This window comes from Stenotrophomonas sp. TWI1151, from assembly GCF_039673135.1.
Lineage (GTDB): Bacteria > Pseudomonadota > Gammaproteobacteria > Xanthomonadales > Xanthomonadaceae > Stenotrophomonas.
Window position 1 is genome coordinate 150,791 of the sequence record NZ_JBDJLA010000007.1, and the last position, 15,449, is coordinate 166,239.

The 15,449-nt window shown below is 67.1% G+C and carries 8 protein-coding genes; all 8 read left to right on the forward strand.

The genetic code is table 11. The features are described from left to right. Positions 1–85 precede the first annotated feature (85 nt). The 8 genes from ABE422_RS10710 (at position 86) to ABE422_RS10745 (ending at position 15,446) form a co-directional block, all read left to right on the forward strand. Complete coding sequence (locus ABE422_RS10710) at positions 86–1,324, forward strand: efflux RND transporter periplasmic adaptor subunit (RefSeq protein ID WP_346482949.1); 1,239 nt, start codon at positions 86–88, stop codon at positions 1,322–1,324. An 88-nt stretch (positions 1,325–1,412) separates the two neighbouring features. Then, positions 1,413–4,652 carry an efflux RND transporter permease subunit gene (locus ABE422_RS10715; protein WP_346482950.1) on the forward strand — a complete coding sequence of 1,080 codons (3,240 nt, stop codon included), beginning with the start codon at positions 1,413–1,415 and terminating at the stop codon, positions 4,650–4,652. A gap of 34 nt (positions 4,653–4,686) precedes the next feature. After that, entirely contained in the window at positions 4,687–7,812 is a 3,126-nt protein-coding gene (locus ABE422_RS10720) for an efflux RND transporter permease subunit (RefSeq protein WP_313211076.1), read from the forward strand. Positions 7,813–8,053: 241 nt separating this feature from the next. Beyond that, a complete protein-coding gene (locus ABE422_RS10725; protein ID WP_346482951.1) occupies positions 8,054–10,156 on the forward strand; it encodes a TonB-dependent receptor in 2,103 nt (700 codons plus the stop codon). Between the two features lie 158 nt (positions 10,157–10,314). Further along, a complete protein-coding gene (gene yccS / locus ABE422_RS10730; RefSeq protein WP_313211074.1) occupies positions 10,315–12,492 on the forward strand; it encodes a YccS family putative transporter in 2,178 nt (725 codons plus the stop codon). A 170-nt stretch (positions 12,493–12,662) separates the two neighbouring features. Then, the gene (locus tag ABE422_RS10735; RefSeq protein WP_346465885.1) at positions 12,663–14,552 is read left to right on the forward strand and encodes an MFS transporter; all 1,890 of its coding nucleotides are present in this window, start codon (positions 12,663–12,665) and stop codon (positions 14,550–14,552) included. A gap of 115 nt (positions 14,553–14,667) precedes the next feature. Continuing rightward, positions 14,668–15,027 carry a CD225/dispanin family protein gene (locus ABE422_RS10740; RefSeq protein ID WP_176987977.1) on the forward strand — a complete coding sequence of 120 codons (360 nt, stop codon included), beginning with the start codon at positions 14,668–14,670 and terminating at the stop codon, positions 15,025–15,027. Continuing rightward, the gene (locus tag ABE422_RS10745; protein WP_313211072.1) at positions 15,027–15,446 is read left to right on the forward strand and encodes a DUF2752 domain-containing protein; all 420 of its coding nucleotides are present in this window, start codon (positions 15,027–15,029) and stop codon (positions 15,444–15,446) included. Before ABE422_RS10740 ends, ABE422_RS10745 begins: the two co-directional genes overlap by 1 nt. Positions 15,447–15,449: the final 3 nt, after the last annotated feature.

Genomic DNA, 15,449 nt, shown 5'->3' on the forward strand with positions numbered 1-15,449 from the left:
CATGCATGAAAGGCCACGGGCGACGAGTATGCTTTGCGCCTAGCCAACCGGGCCCCGCCCTTCGCCAGCCCTCGGGAGTTATTGAATGTCGCGTTTCTGGAAGATCGTGCTGCTGGTGGTCGCAGTGCTGGTGATTGCCGTTGTGGGTATGCGCCTGATGGGCGGCAAGAAGGGGGATGCAGGCGGCCCGGCAGCCGAAGGGCGCCAGGGCGGTGATCCGGCCAATGCCGGCCCGGTGCCGGTCACGGTGATCGATGCGGTCCGCCAGGACGTGCCGGTCTACGCCAGCGCGCTGGGCACGGTGGCGGCGATGAACACCGTCACCGTGAGCCCGCAGGTCGGCGGCCAGCTGATCAGCCTGAACTTCAAGGAAGGCCAGGAAGTGAAGAAGGGTGACCTGCTCGCGCAGATCGATCCGCGCACCCTGCAGGCCAGCTACGACGAGGCCGCGGCGGCCAAGCGCCAGAACCAGGCCCAGCTCGCCACCGCCCGCTCCAACTACCAGCGCTCCAATTCGGCCGAATATCGCCAGTACGTGGCCAAGACCGACCTGGATACCCAGCGCAACCAGGTGGCCCAGTTCGAAAGTGCCGTGGCCGCCAACGAGGCCAGCATGCGCGCCGCCCAGGTGCAGCTGCAGTACACCCGCGTGACCGCCCCGATCTCCGGCATCGCCGGTATCCGCGCGGTCGACGCCGGCAACATCGTCAGCGCCGGCACGGCGTTGGTGACGCTGACCCAGATTCATCCGATCCATGTCGTGTTCAACCTGCCCGAGCGCCAGCTGCCGGCCGTGCGCCAGGCCCAGGCCGCCGGCCCGGTAGACATCGCCGCACTGGACCGCAACGACGCGCACGTCCTTACCGACGGCGGAAAGCTGGATGTGGTGGACAACCAGATCAGCAGCGACAGCGGCACCTTCCGCGCGCGCGCCCTGTTCGACAACGAAGACAACTCGCTGTGGCCGGGCCAGTTCGTCAATGTCCGCATGCAGCTGCGCACCATCGCCGGCGGCGTGGTGATCCCGACCCAGGCCGTGATGCGCGGGCCGGACGGCGAATACGTCTACATCGTCAAGCCGGACAGCACCGTGGCCATGCAGACGGTGAAGAGCGGCGTGGAAGTCGGCGACAGCCAGGTGCAGATCACCGAGGGCCTGAAAGGCGGCGAGCGTGTCGTGAGCGAAGGCCAGTTCCGGCTCAAGCCGGGTGCGAAGGTGACCGCGCTCAAGCCGGGCGAAACCCCGGCCGCACCGACCGAAGCCGAACTCAAGGCCGCCCAGCAGCAGGGTGGCGGTGGACGCCGCGGTGGCGGTCCGCGCTGATCGCGCCCGCCCTACGTTCCTGACGCCGGCCCACGCGCCGGCGTTCGCCTGATCCAACGCAGCACGACGCACCAGCAAGGACCCGCCCGTGGGCTTTTCGACGATTTTCATCCGCCGCCCGATCGCCACCTCGCTGCTGATGGCGGGCCTGCTGCTGCTCGGCATCCTCGGCTACCGCCAGCTGCCGGTGTCGGCGCTGCCCGAGATCGATGCGCCCAGCCTGGTGGTGACCACCCAGTATCCCGGTGCCAATGCGGTCACTATGGCCTCGCTGGTGACCACGCCGCTGGAGCGCCAGTTCGGGCAGATTTCCGGGCTGGAGATCATGACCTCCGATTCGTCGGCAGGGCTGTCCACGATCATCCTGCAGTTCTCGATGGACCGCGACATCGACATCGCCGCACAGGATGTGCAGGCCGCGATCCGCCAGGCCACCCTGCCCTCCTCGCTGCCCTACCAGCCGGTCTACAACCGGGTGAACCCGGCCGACGCGGCGATCGTCACCCTCAAGCTCACCTCCGACACGCGCCCGCTGCGCGACGTCAACAATTACGCCGACTCCATCCTCGCCCAGCGCCTGTCGCAGGTGCAGGGCGTGGGCCTGGTCTCCATCGCCGGCAACGTGCGCCCGGCCGTGCGCATCCAGGTCAACCCGGCGCAGCTGTCCAACATGGGCTTGACCCTGGAAGAGCTGCGCAGTTCGCTCACCCAGGCCAACGTCAACGCGCCCAAGGGCTCGCTCAACGGCAAGACCCAGTCCTACTCGATCGGCACCAACGACCAGCTGACCAGTGCCGCCGAGTATCGCGACACCATCATCAGCTACAAGAACGGCCGCCCGGTGCGCCTGTCCGATGTGGCCAACGTGATCGACGGCGTGGAGAACGACCAGCTGGCCGCGTGGGCCGATGGCAAGCCGGCGGTGCTGCTGGAAGTGCGGCGCCAGCCGGGCGCGAACATCGTGCAGACCGTCGAGCGCATCCGCGCGTTGCTGCCGCAGCTGCAGAACGTGTTGCCGGCCGATGTACACCTGGACATCTTCAACGATCGCACCGAGACCATCCGCGCCTCGGTGCATGAAGTGCAGTTCACCCTGATCCTGACCATCGGCCTGGTGGTCGCGGTGATCTTCGTGTTCCTGCGCCGCCTGTGGGCGACCATCATTCCCTCGGTGGCGGTGCCGCTGTCACTGGCCGGCACCTTCGGCGTGATGGCGTTTGCCGGCATGTCGCTGGACAACCTCTCGCTGATGGCGCTGGTGGTGGCCACCGGCTTCGTGGTCGACGATGCGATCGTGATGATCGAGAACATCGTGCGTTACATCGAACAGGGCAAGAGCGGGCCGGAAGCGGCCGAGATCGGCGCGCAGCAGATCGGCTTCACCGTGCTCTCGCTGACGATTTCGCTGGTGGCGGTGTTCCTGCCGCTGCTGCTGATGCCCGGCGTCACCGGCCGCCTGTTCCACGAATTCGCCTGGGTGCTGAGCATCGCGGTGACGCTGTCGATGCTGATCTCGCTGACGCTCACCCCGATGATGTGCGCCTACCTGCTCAAGCCCGATGCGCTGCCCGAGGGCGAAGACGCGCACGAGCGCGCCGCCGCAGCGGGCAAGGCCACCGTGTGGTCGCGCACCGTGGGCTTGTATGAGCGCAGCCTGGACTGGGTGCTGGATCACCAGCCGCTGACCCTGGCCGTCGCCGCCGGCGCACTGGTGCTGACCGTGGTGCTGTACATTGTGATCCCCAAGGGCCTGCTGCCCGAGCAGGACACCGGCCTGATCACCGGTGTGGTGCAGGCCGACCAGAACATCGCCTTCCCGCAGATGGAGCAGCGCACCAAGGCCGTGGCCGAAGCGCTGCGCAGCGATCCGGCAGTGACCGGTGTCTCGGCCTTCATCGGCGCCGGGACCATGAACCCGACGCTCAACCAGGGCCAGCTGTCGATCGTGCTCAAGGAGCGCGGCGACCGCGATGGGCTCGACAAGATCCTGCCGCGCCTGCAGAAGGCCGTGGCCGGCATTCCCGGGGTGGCGCTGTACCTCAAGCCGGTGCAGGACGTCACCCTGGATACCCGCGTGGCCGCGACCGAGTACCAGTACTCGCTGTCGGACGTGGACAGCGCGCAGGTCGCGCTGCAGGCCACGCGCCTGACCGAGGCGCTGCGCCAGCGCCCGGAGCTGGCCGACGTGGACAACAACCTGTCCAACCAGGGCCGCGCGCTCGAGCTGACCATCGACCGCGACAAGGCCAGCGTGCTCGGCGTGCCGATGCAGACCATCGACGACACCCTGTACGACGCCTTTGGCCAGCGCCAGATCTCGACCATCTTCACCGAGCTCAACCAGTACCGCGTAGTGCTGGAAGTGGCCCCGGAGTTCCGCACCAGCACCGCGCTGATGAACCAGCTGGCGGTAGCCTCCAATGGCGCGGGCGCGCTGACCGGCAGCAATGCCACCAACTTCGGCCAGGTCACCTCGTCCAACTCGTCCACCGCCACCGGTATCGGCGCGCAGAACACCGGCATTCCGGTCGGCGCCGGCAACATCATTCCGCTGGCGGCGCTGGCCGAGGGCAAGGTCACCAGCACCCCGCTGGTGGTCAGCCACCAGCAGCAGCTGCCGGCGGTCACGGTGTCGTTCAACATCGCGCCGGGCTATTCCTTGTCCGATGCGGTCAAGGCGATTGAAGAGACCAAGGCCGGCCTGGACATGCCCTCGCAGGTGCATGCGCAGTTCATCGGCAAGGCCGCCGAGTTCACCGGCAGCCAGACCGATGTGGTGTGGCTGCTGCTGGCCTCGCTGGTGCTGATCTACATCGTGCTGGGCGTGCTGTATGAGAGTTACATCCATCCCTTCACCATCATCTCCACCCTGCCCCCGGCCGGCGTCGGCGCCCTGCTGGCGCTGATGGTGTGCGGGCTGCCGTTGTCGGTGGACGGCATCGTCGGCATCGTGCTGCTCATCGGCATCGTGAAGAAAAACGGCATCATGATGGTCGACTTCGCGATCGAAGCCCGGCGCACCGGCGCCAACGCGCACGAGGCGATCCGTCGCGCGTGCCTGCTGCGCTTCCGCCCGATCATGATGACCACCGCTGCCGCGATGCTGGGTGCATTGCCGCTGGCGCTGGGCACCGGCATCGGCTCGGAACTGCGCCGCCCGCTGGGTATCGCCATCGTCGGCGGCCTGCTGCTGTCGCAGCTGGTGACGCTGTACACCACGCCGGTGATCTACCTGTACATGGAGCGCTTCTCCGACCGCCTGCGCCAGCGCCGCGAACAGCGTGCGCTGCGTCATGGCCATGGCCCGGTGCAGGAGCCGCAGGCGTGATGATGAGCACCGCAGGCCGTTGCGGAGGCGTTCGATGAACATCTCCGGTCCGTTCATCCGCCGCCCGATCGGCACTGCCCTGCTGGCCATCGGCCTGTTCGTGGTCGGCGTGATCTGCTACCTGCAGCTGGGCGTGTCGGCACTGCCGAACATCCAGATCCCGGTGATCTTCGTGCACGCCAACCAGGCCGGCGCGGATGCCACGACCATGGCCTCCACGGTGACCGCGCCGCTGGAACGCCACCTCGGCCAGCTGCCGGGCATCGACCGCATGCGTTCGTCCAGCTCCGAGGGAAGTTCGCTGGTCTTCATGATCTTCCAGAGCGACCGCGACATCGATTCGGCCGCACTGGACGTACAGACCGCGATCAACTCGGCCCAGGCCGACCTGCCCGCCGGGCTGGGCACGCCGATGTTCCAGAAGGCGAACCCGAACGATGACCCGGTCATCGCGATCGCGCTGACCTCGGAAACGCAGTCGGCCGACGACCTCTACAACGTCGCCGACTCGCTGCTGGCCCAGCGCCTGCGCCAGATCACCGGCGTGTCCTCGGTGGATATTGCCGGTGCTTCGACGCCGGCCGTGCGCGTGGACGTCAACCTGCGCCTGATGAACGCCCTCGGTCTGACCGCCGATGACCTGCGCAATGCCGTGCGCGCCGCCAACGTGACCTCGCCGACCGGCTTCCTCACCGATGGCAACACCACCACCGCGATCATCGCCAACGACTCGGTGGCGCGCGCAGCCGACTTCGCCCAGCTCGTCATCAAGACCGCCGACAACGGCCGCGTGATCCGCCTGCAGGACATCGCCAACGTCTACGACGGGCAGCAGGATGCCTACCAGGCCGCGTGGTTCAACCACAAACCGGCGGTGGTGATGTACGTGTTCACCCGCGCCGGCGCCAACATCGTGGAAACCGTGGACCGGGTAAAGGCGCAGATTCCCACCCTGCGCGACTACCTGGAACCGGGCACCACGCTCACCCCCTATTTCGACCGCACCCCGACCATCCGCTCCTCGCTGCATGAAGTGCAGATCACCCTGCTGATCGCGCTGGCGATGGTGGTGCTGACCATGGCGCTGTTCCTGCGCCGGCTCGCCCCGACCCTGATCGCGGCGGTGACCGTGCCGCTGTCGCTGGCCGGTGCGGCGCTGGTGATGTACGTGCTGGGCTTCACCTTGAACAACCTGAGCCTGCTGGCGCTGGTGATCGCGATCGGCTTCGTGGTCGACGATGCGATCGTGGTGATCGAGAACATCATGCGCCACCTCGACGAGGGCATGACGCGCATGCAGGCGGCCCTCACCGGTGCGCGCGAGATCGGCTTCACCATCGTCTCGATCACCGCCTCGCTGGTGGCGGTGTTCATCCCGCTGCTGTTCGCCAAGGGCATGATGGGCGCGTTCTTCCGCGAGTTCACCGTCACCCTGGTGGCGGCGATCGTGGTGTCGATGATCATCTCGCTGACCCTCACCCCGGCGCTGTGCAGCCGCTTCCTGAGCGCGCATGCCGACGCCGGTGCACCCAGCCGCTTCGGCCGCCTGCTCGACGCCGGCCACGACCGCATGCTGCGGATCTACGTGACGCTGCTCGACTTCTCGCTGCGTCATGCACTGCTGCTGTCGCTGACCCCGCTGCTGCTGATCGGCGCGACGGTGTTCCTGTTCGGTGCGGTGAAGAAGGGCGCGTTCCCGCCCCAGGACACCGGCCTGATCTGGGGCCGCGCGAACTCCAGCGCCACGGTCTCCTTCGACGACATGGTCAACCGCCAGCGGCGCATCACCGACATGCTGATGGCCGACCCGGCGGTGAAGACCGTGGGCGTGCGCCTGGGCAGTGGCCGGCAGGGCTCCAGCGCGCAGTTCAACGTTGAACTGAAATCACGCAAGGACGGCCGCCGCGAAACCACCGCGCAGGCCCTGGCGCGCCTGAGCGCCAAGGCCGACCGCTATCCCGACCTGCAGCTGCGCCTGCGCGCGATCCAGGATCTGCCCAGCAATGACGGCGGGGGGGCCAGCCAGGGCGCGCAGTACCGCGTCTCGCTGCAGGGCAACGACCTGGCCCAGCTGCAGGAGTGGCTGCCCAAACTGCAGGCCGCGCTGAAGAAGAACCCGAAGCTGGCCGACGTCGGCACCGATGTGGACAGCGCCGGCCTGCGCCAGAACATCGTGATCGACCGCGCCAAGGCCGCGCGCCTGGGGGTGTCGGTCGGTGCCATCGACGGCGCGCTGTACGGCGCCTTCGGCCAGCGCCAGATCTCCACGATCTACTCGGACATCAACCAGTACAGCGTGGTGGTCAACGCCCTGCCCGAGCAGACCGCGACACCGGGTGCGCTGGACCAGATCTACGTGCGGGCCGGCAATGGCGAGATGGTGCCGATCACGGCGGTCGCCGAGCAAGTGCCAGGGTTGGCGCCCTCGCAGATCACCCACGAAAACCAGTACACGACGATGGACCTGAGCTACAACCTCGCCCCCGGCACCAGCATGGGCGAGGCCAAGGCCATCATCGACAGCACGGTCAATGGCATGCGCATGCCCGGCGACATCCGCCTGGCCGAGGACGCCGGGTTCGGGTTCGATTCGGACCCGATGGCGATGCTGATCCTGGTGATGGCGGCGATCATCACCGTCTACCTGGTGCTGGGCATGCTGTATGAAAGCCTGATCCACCCGGTCACCATCCTGTCCACGCTGCCGGCGGCGGGCGTGGGCGCGCTGCTGGCGCTGTATGGCACCAACACCGAGCTGTCGGTGATCTCGATGATCGCGCTGGTGCTGCTGATCGGCATCGTCAAGAAGAACGCGATCATGATGATCGACTTCGCGGTGGTAGCGCAGCGCGAGCATGGCAAGACACCGCTGGAAGCCGCACGCGAAGCCAGCATCGTGCGTTTCCGTCCGATCATGATGACCAGCATGGTGGCGATCCTGGCCGCGGTGCCCCTGGCGATCGGGCTGGGCGAAGGTTCCGAACTGCGCCGCCCGCTGGGCATCGCGATGATCGGCGGCCTGCTGTTCTCGCAGAGCCTGACCCTGCTCAGCACCCCGGCGCTGTACGTGATCTTCTCGTGCCTGCGCGAGCGCTGGGCGGCCCGGCGGGCCCGCCGTCGTGAAAAGCGTGCGTTGAAGCGCGCCGCGGCCGCACGGTGACGGCGGCACGGCTGCACTGAACGTGGTTCATGCAGCCAGGTGCCGACCGTGGGTCGGCACGCCGCCGGATTGACGCTTCCGGCCCAAAAGAGAACAATTCGCATCAGCCACGGTCCTGCACTGCCCCCCGCGATGCCCCGCTGCCGCTGACGCGGCACGCCTGACGACTCAGCCACCCCCTCTTTTCCGCCTTCTTCTGATCGCGGACGGTGTGCTGCCGCCCGCGGAGGACCCCCACAACATGCGCCAGTCTGTGTCTTCGCTCCCGGCCGTGGTGCCGGGCCGCCGTGCCCTGCGCCCGGCCCTGCTCGCCCTTTCCCTGGCCGCGGCCTGCACCGCCCACGCCCAGTCCGCCCCGGATGGCGGCGTCCGGGCGCGCTCGGCCACCGACCTGGATGCGATCAAGGTCATCGCCGAACGCACCCATACCGACACCGGCGCGCTGGGCGACCGTGCCGTGCGCGATACCCCCTTCGCGATCTCGGTGGTGGGCCGCGAGGACATCGAGAAGCGCCAGGTCGTCTCGCTTGGCGAGGCCTTCCTCACCGATCCGTCCGTGGTCACCCAGGTCAGCGCCTACGCCAGCGGCTGGAGCTCGCCGATCCGCAACCGCGGTATCGACCTCAGCTACGACAGCTACCGCGTCAACGGCCTGCAGGTTTCTTCGTGGGGCACCGAGTGGCCGCTGGAAGTGATGGAGCAGGTGGAACTGCTGAAGGGTCCCGGTGGCTTCATGTATGGCTTCGGCCAGCCCGGCGGCATCGTCAACTACGTGACCAGGAAGCCGACCGAGGTCACCACGCTGTCGGCGCAGCTCGGCTGGCGCGAGGCGGGCATCGTCAGCGGCCAGGTCGATGTGGGCGGGCGCTTCGGCAACGAAGACATGTTCGGCTACCGCTTCAATGCGTACCAGGAGAAGGGCGAGACCTTCAACGGCGGCGAGGTGAACCGCAAGGTCGGCGCGCTGTCGCTGGATGCACGCCTGAGCGATCGCCTCACCTGGACCTTCGACGGCGTGTTCCAGTCACGCGATCTCAGCAACGAATCCCCGCAGTACTACTTCATCGGCCTGACCGAGCTGCCGCGCCCGCTGGCCGGCGACATCGACAACAGCATCGACGGCAGCTACTACGACACCCGCTCCAGCCTGCTCTCCACCGCGTTGAACTGGCAGATCAACAGCGACTGGAAAGCCAGCTTGAGCTATGGCGTGACCACCTCCTGGAACGACGTCAACAAGATCTTCGCCTACATCGATGACGTCAACGGCGACTACGACATCAACACCTACGAGCTCGGTGGCAAGAGCGAGTGGAAGCTGGCCCAGGCCATCGTGCAGGGTCGCTTCCAGACCGGCCCGCTGTCGCACCAGGTCGTTGCCGGCGTCTCCCACCAGACCGGCCTGGGCTGGGACCGTCCGTACGAATGGAACACCCTCGGCCGCGGCAACATCTATCAGCGTCCGACGCTGCGCCATGATGCGGTCGGCTCGCGCGTGCTCAGCCGCGGCAGCGAGACCGTGCAGCAGGCGGTATTCGTGAGCGACACCGTCAGCTTCGCCGATGGCTGGTCGCTGCTGGCCGGCGCGCGCTACAACGACTTCGAAAACAAGGGCGCGTACCACACCTATCCGGTCACCCCGACCTACGCCCTGATGTACAAGCCGGCCGATGCCGTGACGCTGTATGCCAGCTACGTCGAATCGCTGGAAGCCGGCAGCCGCGTGGGCAGCGATTACATCAATGCCGGCGACGTGCTCGACCCCACCATCAGCACGCAGTACGAGATCGGCGCCAAGATCGAGTACCCGCGCTGGAGCGCCAATGCTGCCGCCTTCCGATTGGAGCGTGGCGCGAACATCGACCTGATTACGTCCGCCGGCAAGCTGCTGGTGCAGGACGGCATCACCCTTTACGAAGGCGTGGAAGTCAGTGGCGATGTGCGCCTGACCGATGCCTTCACCCTCGGTGGCGGCGTGACCTGGCTGGACCCGACCTACGACAAACTCTCCCCGGGCAGCGCCAGCCAGGAAGGCAACCGCACCGCCGGCGCCGCCCGCTGGCAGGGCGTGCTGCACGCCGACTACAGCATCCCGCAGATCGAGGGCCTGAGCGTGTACGCACTGGCCCGCTACTACGGTGACGTCTACTACGACGCCGACAACACGCTCAAGCTGCCCGACTACACCCTGGTCAACGCGGGCGTCGGCTACCGCATGCAGGCTGCCGGCCACCCCGTCACCTGGCGCGCCGGCGTGGAGAACCTGGCCAACAAGAAGTACTGGTCCAACGCGGGCGTCGGCCTGCCGCGCACCTTCGCGGTAAGCGTGCGGTTCGATATGTAAGCCGGATGCATGCGGGTCGTGCCGGCCGCTGGCCGGCTCCTCGGCATTGTCGGGAGCCGGCCAGCGGCCGGCACTACCAGCGCCATTCCAACCCACGTAAAGGTGCCCCCTTCACCCCGCTCCGGCAATAATGGCCGCCTGCCTTCCGCCGAGTCGCCATGCCTTCGTTCGAAACCCGCGTCAGCCGCCTGTGGGCGCATGAGAAGGCCAGCTATGGCCTGCGGGTGTTCATCGCGTTGTCCGCGGCGATGGGGCTGTGCTGGTATCTCGACCAGCTGCCTGCGCTGCCGGGCGTATTCCTGGGCATCATCGCCAGCGCGATCGCCGAGACCGACGACAACTGGTGGGGCCGGATCAAATCGGTCGCCCTGTCACTGCTGTGCTTCGTGGCTGCCGCCGCCGCGGTCGTGGTGCTGTTCCCGCATCCGTGGTGGTTCATCACCGCGCTGGCCGCAGCGACGTTCGGGCTGACCCTGCTCGGCGCGCTCGGCGAGCGCTATGCCTCCATCGCGCAGGCCACGGTGACGCTGGCCATCTACACCATGATCGGGCTGGAGCAGCACGGCGCGGCCGATCTGTCCCAGGCGATCAACGCGGTCAGCCATCTGCTGGCCGGTGCGGTCTGGTACGCGCTGCTCTCGATCCTGTGGACCGCCCTGTTCGCCAACCGGCCCGTGCGCGAGCGGGTCGCGCGCCTGTACCTGGAACTGGGCCGCTACCTGCAGCTCAAGGCCGATCTGTTCGAACCGGTGCGCGATGCCGACGTGCAGAAGCGCCAGCTGGCCCTGGCCGAGCAGAACCGGCGCGTGGTCGAAGCGCTGAACATCGCCAAGACCGCGATCCTGGCCCGGTTTGGCCGCTCCGGTCGCCCCGGCGTGCAGTCCGGCCTGTACCTGCGCCTGTACTACATGGCGCAGGACTTCCATGAGCGTGCCAGCTCCTCGCACTACCCCTACGGCGCACTCACCGAGGCGTTCTTCCACAGCGACGTGCTGTACCGCTGCCAGCGCCTGCTCGCGCTGCAGGGTGAGGCCTGCGCCAACCTCGGCCAGGCGATCCGCCTGCGCCAGCCGTTCCAGTACGGCGAGCGCACCAAGCAGGCCACGGCCGACCTGACCGATTCGATCACCTGGCTGCGTGCCCAGCACAACCCGCAGTGGCAGCGCCTGCTGGCCTCGCTGGAACTGCTCGGCCACAACCTGCAGAGCATCGAGCGGCGCCTGTCCGAGGCCGAGAAGTCCGAGTCCACCCTGGACAACGTCGATACCCGCCTGCGCGATACCAACCCGCATACCCTGCGCGAGATGGGTGTGCGCATCCGCCAGCAGCTCACCCCCGGCTCGGTGCTGTTCCGGCACGGCCTGCGCATGGCGCTGGCGCTGATCGTCGGGTTCGCCGCGATCCGGCTGTTCAACGCACAGAACGGCTCGTGGGTGCTGCTCACCATCGTGTTCGTGTGCCGCCCGCACTTCGGCGCGACCCGCCAGCGGCTGGCACAACGGATCGCCGGCACGCTGATCGGCCTGGTGCTGACCTGGGCGCTGATGCAGCTGTTCCAGGACCTGCGCATCGAACTGCTGATCGCGCTGCTTTCGGCGCTGCTGTTCTTCTTCACCCGCAGCGATCGCTACCTGGTGGCCTCGGCGGCGATCACGGTGATGGCACTGACCTGCTTCAACCTGATCGGCGATGGCTTCCTGCTGATCTGGCCGCGCCTGGTGGATACCCTGCTGGGCTGCGCGATCGCCGCGGCGGCCGCCTTCCTGATCCTGCCCGACTGGCAGGGCCGGCGCCTGAACCTGGTGATGGCCCGTGTGCTCGACAACTGCGCCAAGTACCTGCACGCCGTACTGGGCCAGTACGGCAGCGGGATGCAGGACGATCTGGCCTATCGCATCGCACGCCGGGACATGCACAACGCCGATGCGGCGCTGTCCACGGCACTGTCGAACATGCTGCGCGAGCCCGGCCACGTGCGCCGCAACCTGGATGCCGGCTTCCGCTTCCTGGCGCTGTCCAACACCCTGCTCGGCCATCTCTCCGCACTGGGCGCCCACCGCACCCAGCTGGACAGCTACGGCCAGGATCCACTGGCGCTGTCCGGTGGGGAACGCGTCGAACAGGCGATGCAGCAGATCGCCACTGCGCTGCAGCGGCGCGAGCCGGTGGCTGAAGACGCCAACGAGGGCGATCGGGCCCTGGCCGAGCAGCTGGAGCAGATCCCGGACGACATGCCCCCCAAGCTGCAGCTGATCCGCACCCAGATGGGGCTGATGCTGCGCCTGCTGCCCAAGCTGCGGGGCGCCGCCAATGAGGCCGCGCGCACGCTGCGGTAGGTATCGACCGTTGGTCGATACGGATGTTGAAGGGCTCACGACCTATTGAACGTTCTCACGACCAACGGTCGTGAGCTACCCAAGACGGGGCTGCCTGCACCGTTCCGCGGCGCTGCCATGCTGCGCCAACAGGGAGAATGCTAGGCTGCGCCGGTTCGCAAGGAGTCTCCATGTCCGGCCATAGTCAGTTCGCTCTGCTCAGGCAACGCCGTTTCCTGCCGTTTTTCATCGTCCAGTCGCTGGGCGCGTTCAACGACAACGTCTACCGCCAGGCGATCATCGCGCTGCTGTTCTTCCTCGGCACGCCGATCGAAGAGCGCTCGCTGTATACCAACCTGGCGCCGGCGATCTTCATCCTGCCGTACTTCCTGTTCTCGGCACTGGCCGGCCAGATCGCGGAGAAGCTGGAGAAATCCCGGCTGATCGTGATCACCACGACCATGGAAATCGCGATCATGTCGCTGGCCGCACTCGGTTTCCTGACCGAGAGCATGCCCGTGCTGCTGGTGGCACTGTTCTGCACCGGCATGCAGTCCACGCTGTTCGGGCCGGTGAAGTACTCGGTGCTGCCCTCGATCCTCAAGCCCGAGGAACTGACCGGCGGCAACGGCCTGGTCGAGATGGGCACCTCGCTGTCGATCCTGACCGGCATGATCGCCGGCGGCCTGATCTTCGCCCTGTCCGGGAGCCATGGGCCGATCGTGGCGGCCACCGCGGTGATCGTGCTCGCCGTCGCGGGCAATCTGACCGCACGGATGATCCCCAAGGTCGATGCGGGCGCGCCGGACCTGAAGATCAACTGGAACCCGCTGCCCGAGTCGCTCGCGGTGCTGCGCATGGCCAAGAAGCAGAAAGCCGTGCGCAACGCGATCCTGGGCGTGTCCTGGTTCTGGTTCGTCGGCACCATGCTCACCTCGCAGCTGCCGACCTATGCCGAGGTCAACCTCGGTGGTGGCTCCCTGCTCTACATCTTCGCGCTGGCCCTGTTCTCACTTGGCACCGGCACCGGTTCGCTGCTGTGCGAGAAGCTGTCCGGGCGCACCGTGGAAATCGGGCTGGTGCCGCTGGGGGCGTTCGGCATGACCGCCTTCATGCTCGACCTGTACTTCGCCCGCGTCGGCGAAGCTGCCGTGGCCGGGCTGTCGATCTGGCAGTTCGTGCAGGCGCCGGGCAGCGCGCGCATCATCATCGATCTGATCGGCATCGGCCTGTTCACCGGCTTCTTCGTGGTGCCGTTGTTCGCGCTGATCCAGAGCCGCACGGCCAAGTCGGAAATGTCACGCGTGTTCGCTGCGCTCAACATCCAGAACTCCGGCTTCATCGTGCTCGCTGCGGGTCTTGGCCTGCTGACCCAGCGCGTGCTGGACTGGACCATCCCGCAGCTGTTCCTGGCGCTGGCGATCGCCAACGCCGTGGTGTCGATCTACATCTTCACGATCGTGCCTGAATTCCTGATGCGCTTCCTCAGCTGGGTGATGGTGCGTGCGCTGTACCGGCTGCGCCCGCACGGGATCGAAACCCACGTGCCGGACGAGGGCGCGGCGCTGATCGTGTGCAACCACGTCAGCTACATGGACGCGCTGATCCTGTCGGCGACGATCCCGCGGCCGGTGCGCTTCGTCATGTACTACAAGATCTTCAACATCCCGGTGATGCGCTGGATCTTCCGCACCGCCAAGGCGATCCCGATCGCCGGCGCACGCGAAGATCCCGCGCTGATGCAGGCCGCCTTCGATGAGGTGGACAAGGCGCTGGCCGAGGGCGAGCTGGTCTGCATCTTCCCCGAGGGCGCGTTGACCCGCGATGGGCAGATGGGCGCGTTCAAATCGGGCGTGGAGAAGATCCTGGAGCGTCGCCCGGTACCGGTGGTGCCGATGGCGCTGCGTGGGATGTGGTCGAGCATGTGGAGCCGCCGCGACACGCGGTTGGGCCGCATGCGCGTGCCCCGCCGCTTCCGTGCGCATGTCGAGGTGGTTGCGTCCGCGCCGATCCCTGGCGATGCCGCGACCGCCCCGATGCTGGAAACGCAGGTCAGGCAGCTTCGGGGCGATCAGGCGTGAGCCCCGCCCTGCCTGCATGTAACCGTATACATGGACGCAGGTACATCGGTTAGATTACCGCCCGGGGCACCTCGCCCGCGCTGATACACCCACCCAAGCAAATGGAGCTTCGCTGATGAATGCCACCGCCCCCCTGCCGCCCGCCCCGGGCAGCGTTCCGAATCACCTGATCTGGTCGATCGTCGTCACCATCCTGGCGTTCTTCGTGTGCTGCCTGTCGTGCCTGAGCTTCCCGGGCATCGTCACCGGTGTGGTCGCGATCGTGTTCGCCAGCAAGGTCAACGGCCTGCTCAACCAGGGCGACCTGGAAGGCGCGCGTCGTGCTTCCAAGAACGCCAAGATCTGGGCATGGGTCACCACCGGCTTCCTGATCGCCGGCGTGGTGCTGTTCGTGATCTCGCTGGCCTTCATGGGCGTGGACGGTTACATGGAGCAGATGCAGCAGTTCCAGCAGCAGATCGAAAGCAACAGCTGATGATCGCGCTGCACGGCAAGCGCTGGTTGCTGGCGTTGTTGCCACCGGCCGCACTGGCGGCCGGTGCGGGAGTCTGGGTGCTGCGGCACTACGACCCCAACAGCGCCAGCAGTCCGTTCCCGCCGTGCAGCTTTCTGGCGGTCACCGGGTATTACTGCATCGGCTGCGGGCTGACGCGTGCACTGCACGCGCTGGCCCACGGCGATGTGGCCACCGCGTTTTCGATGAATCCCCTGGCCATGCTGATGCTGGCCATCGCCCCGCTGGTGCTCGGCTGGGCATTGGGCTGGCGGCCACGCGCGCTGCAGCCGTTGATCACGCTGCTGATGAAGCCCGCTTTCTGGCTGATCCTGCTGCCCGCGTACTGGATCGCACGCAACCTGCCGTGGGTGCCGTTTACCTGGTTGGCACCGGGCTGACCC

Bases quoted from the DNA above. Each gene is read 5' to 3' on its own strand.
- ABE422_RS10710 (WP_346482949.1), top strand. From the start codon at position 86: ATGTCGCGTTTCTGGAAGATCGTGCTGCTGGTGGTCGCAGTGCTGGTG.
- ABE422_RS10720 (WP_313211076.1), top strand. From the start codon at position 4,687: ATGAACATCTCCGGTCCGTTCATCCGCCGCCCGATCGGCACTGCCCTG.
- ABE422_RS10725 (WP_346482951.1), top strand. From the start codon at position 8,054: ATGCGCCAGTCTGTGTCTTCGCTCCCGGCCGTGGTGCCGGGCCGCCGT.
- yccS (WP_313211074.1), top strand. From the start codon at position 10,315: ATGCCTTCGTTCGAAACCCGCGTCAGCCGCCTGTGGGCGCATGAGAAG.
- ABE422_RS10735 (WP_346465885.1), top strand. From the start codon at position 12,663: ATGTCCGGCCATAGTCAGTTCGCTCTGCTCAGGCAACGCCGTTTCCTG.
- ABE422_RS10740 (WP_176987977.1), top strand. From the start codon at position 14,668: ATGAATGCCACCGCCCCCCTGCCGCCCGCCCCGGGCAGCGTTCCGAAT.
- ABE422_RS10745 (WP_313211072.1), top strand. From the start codon at position 15,027: ATGATCGCGCTGCACGGCAAGCGCTGGTTGCTGGCGTTGTTGCCACCG.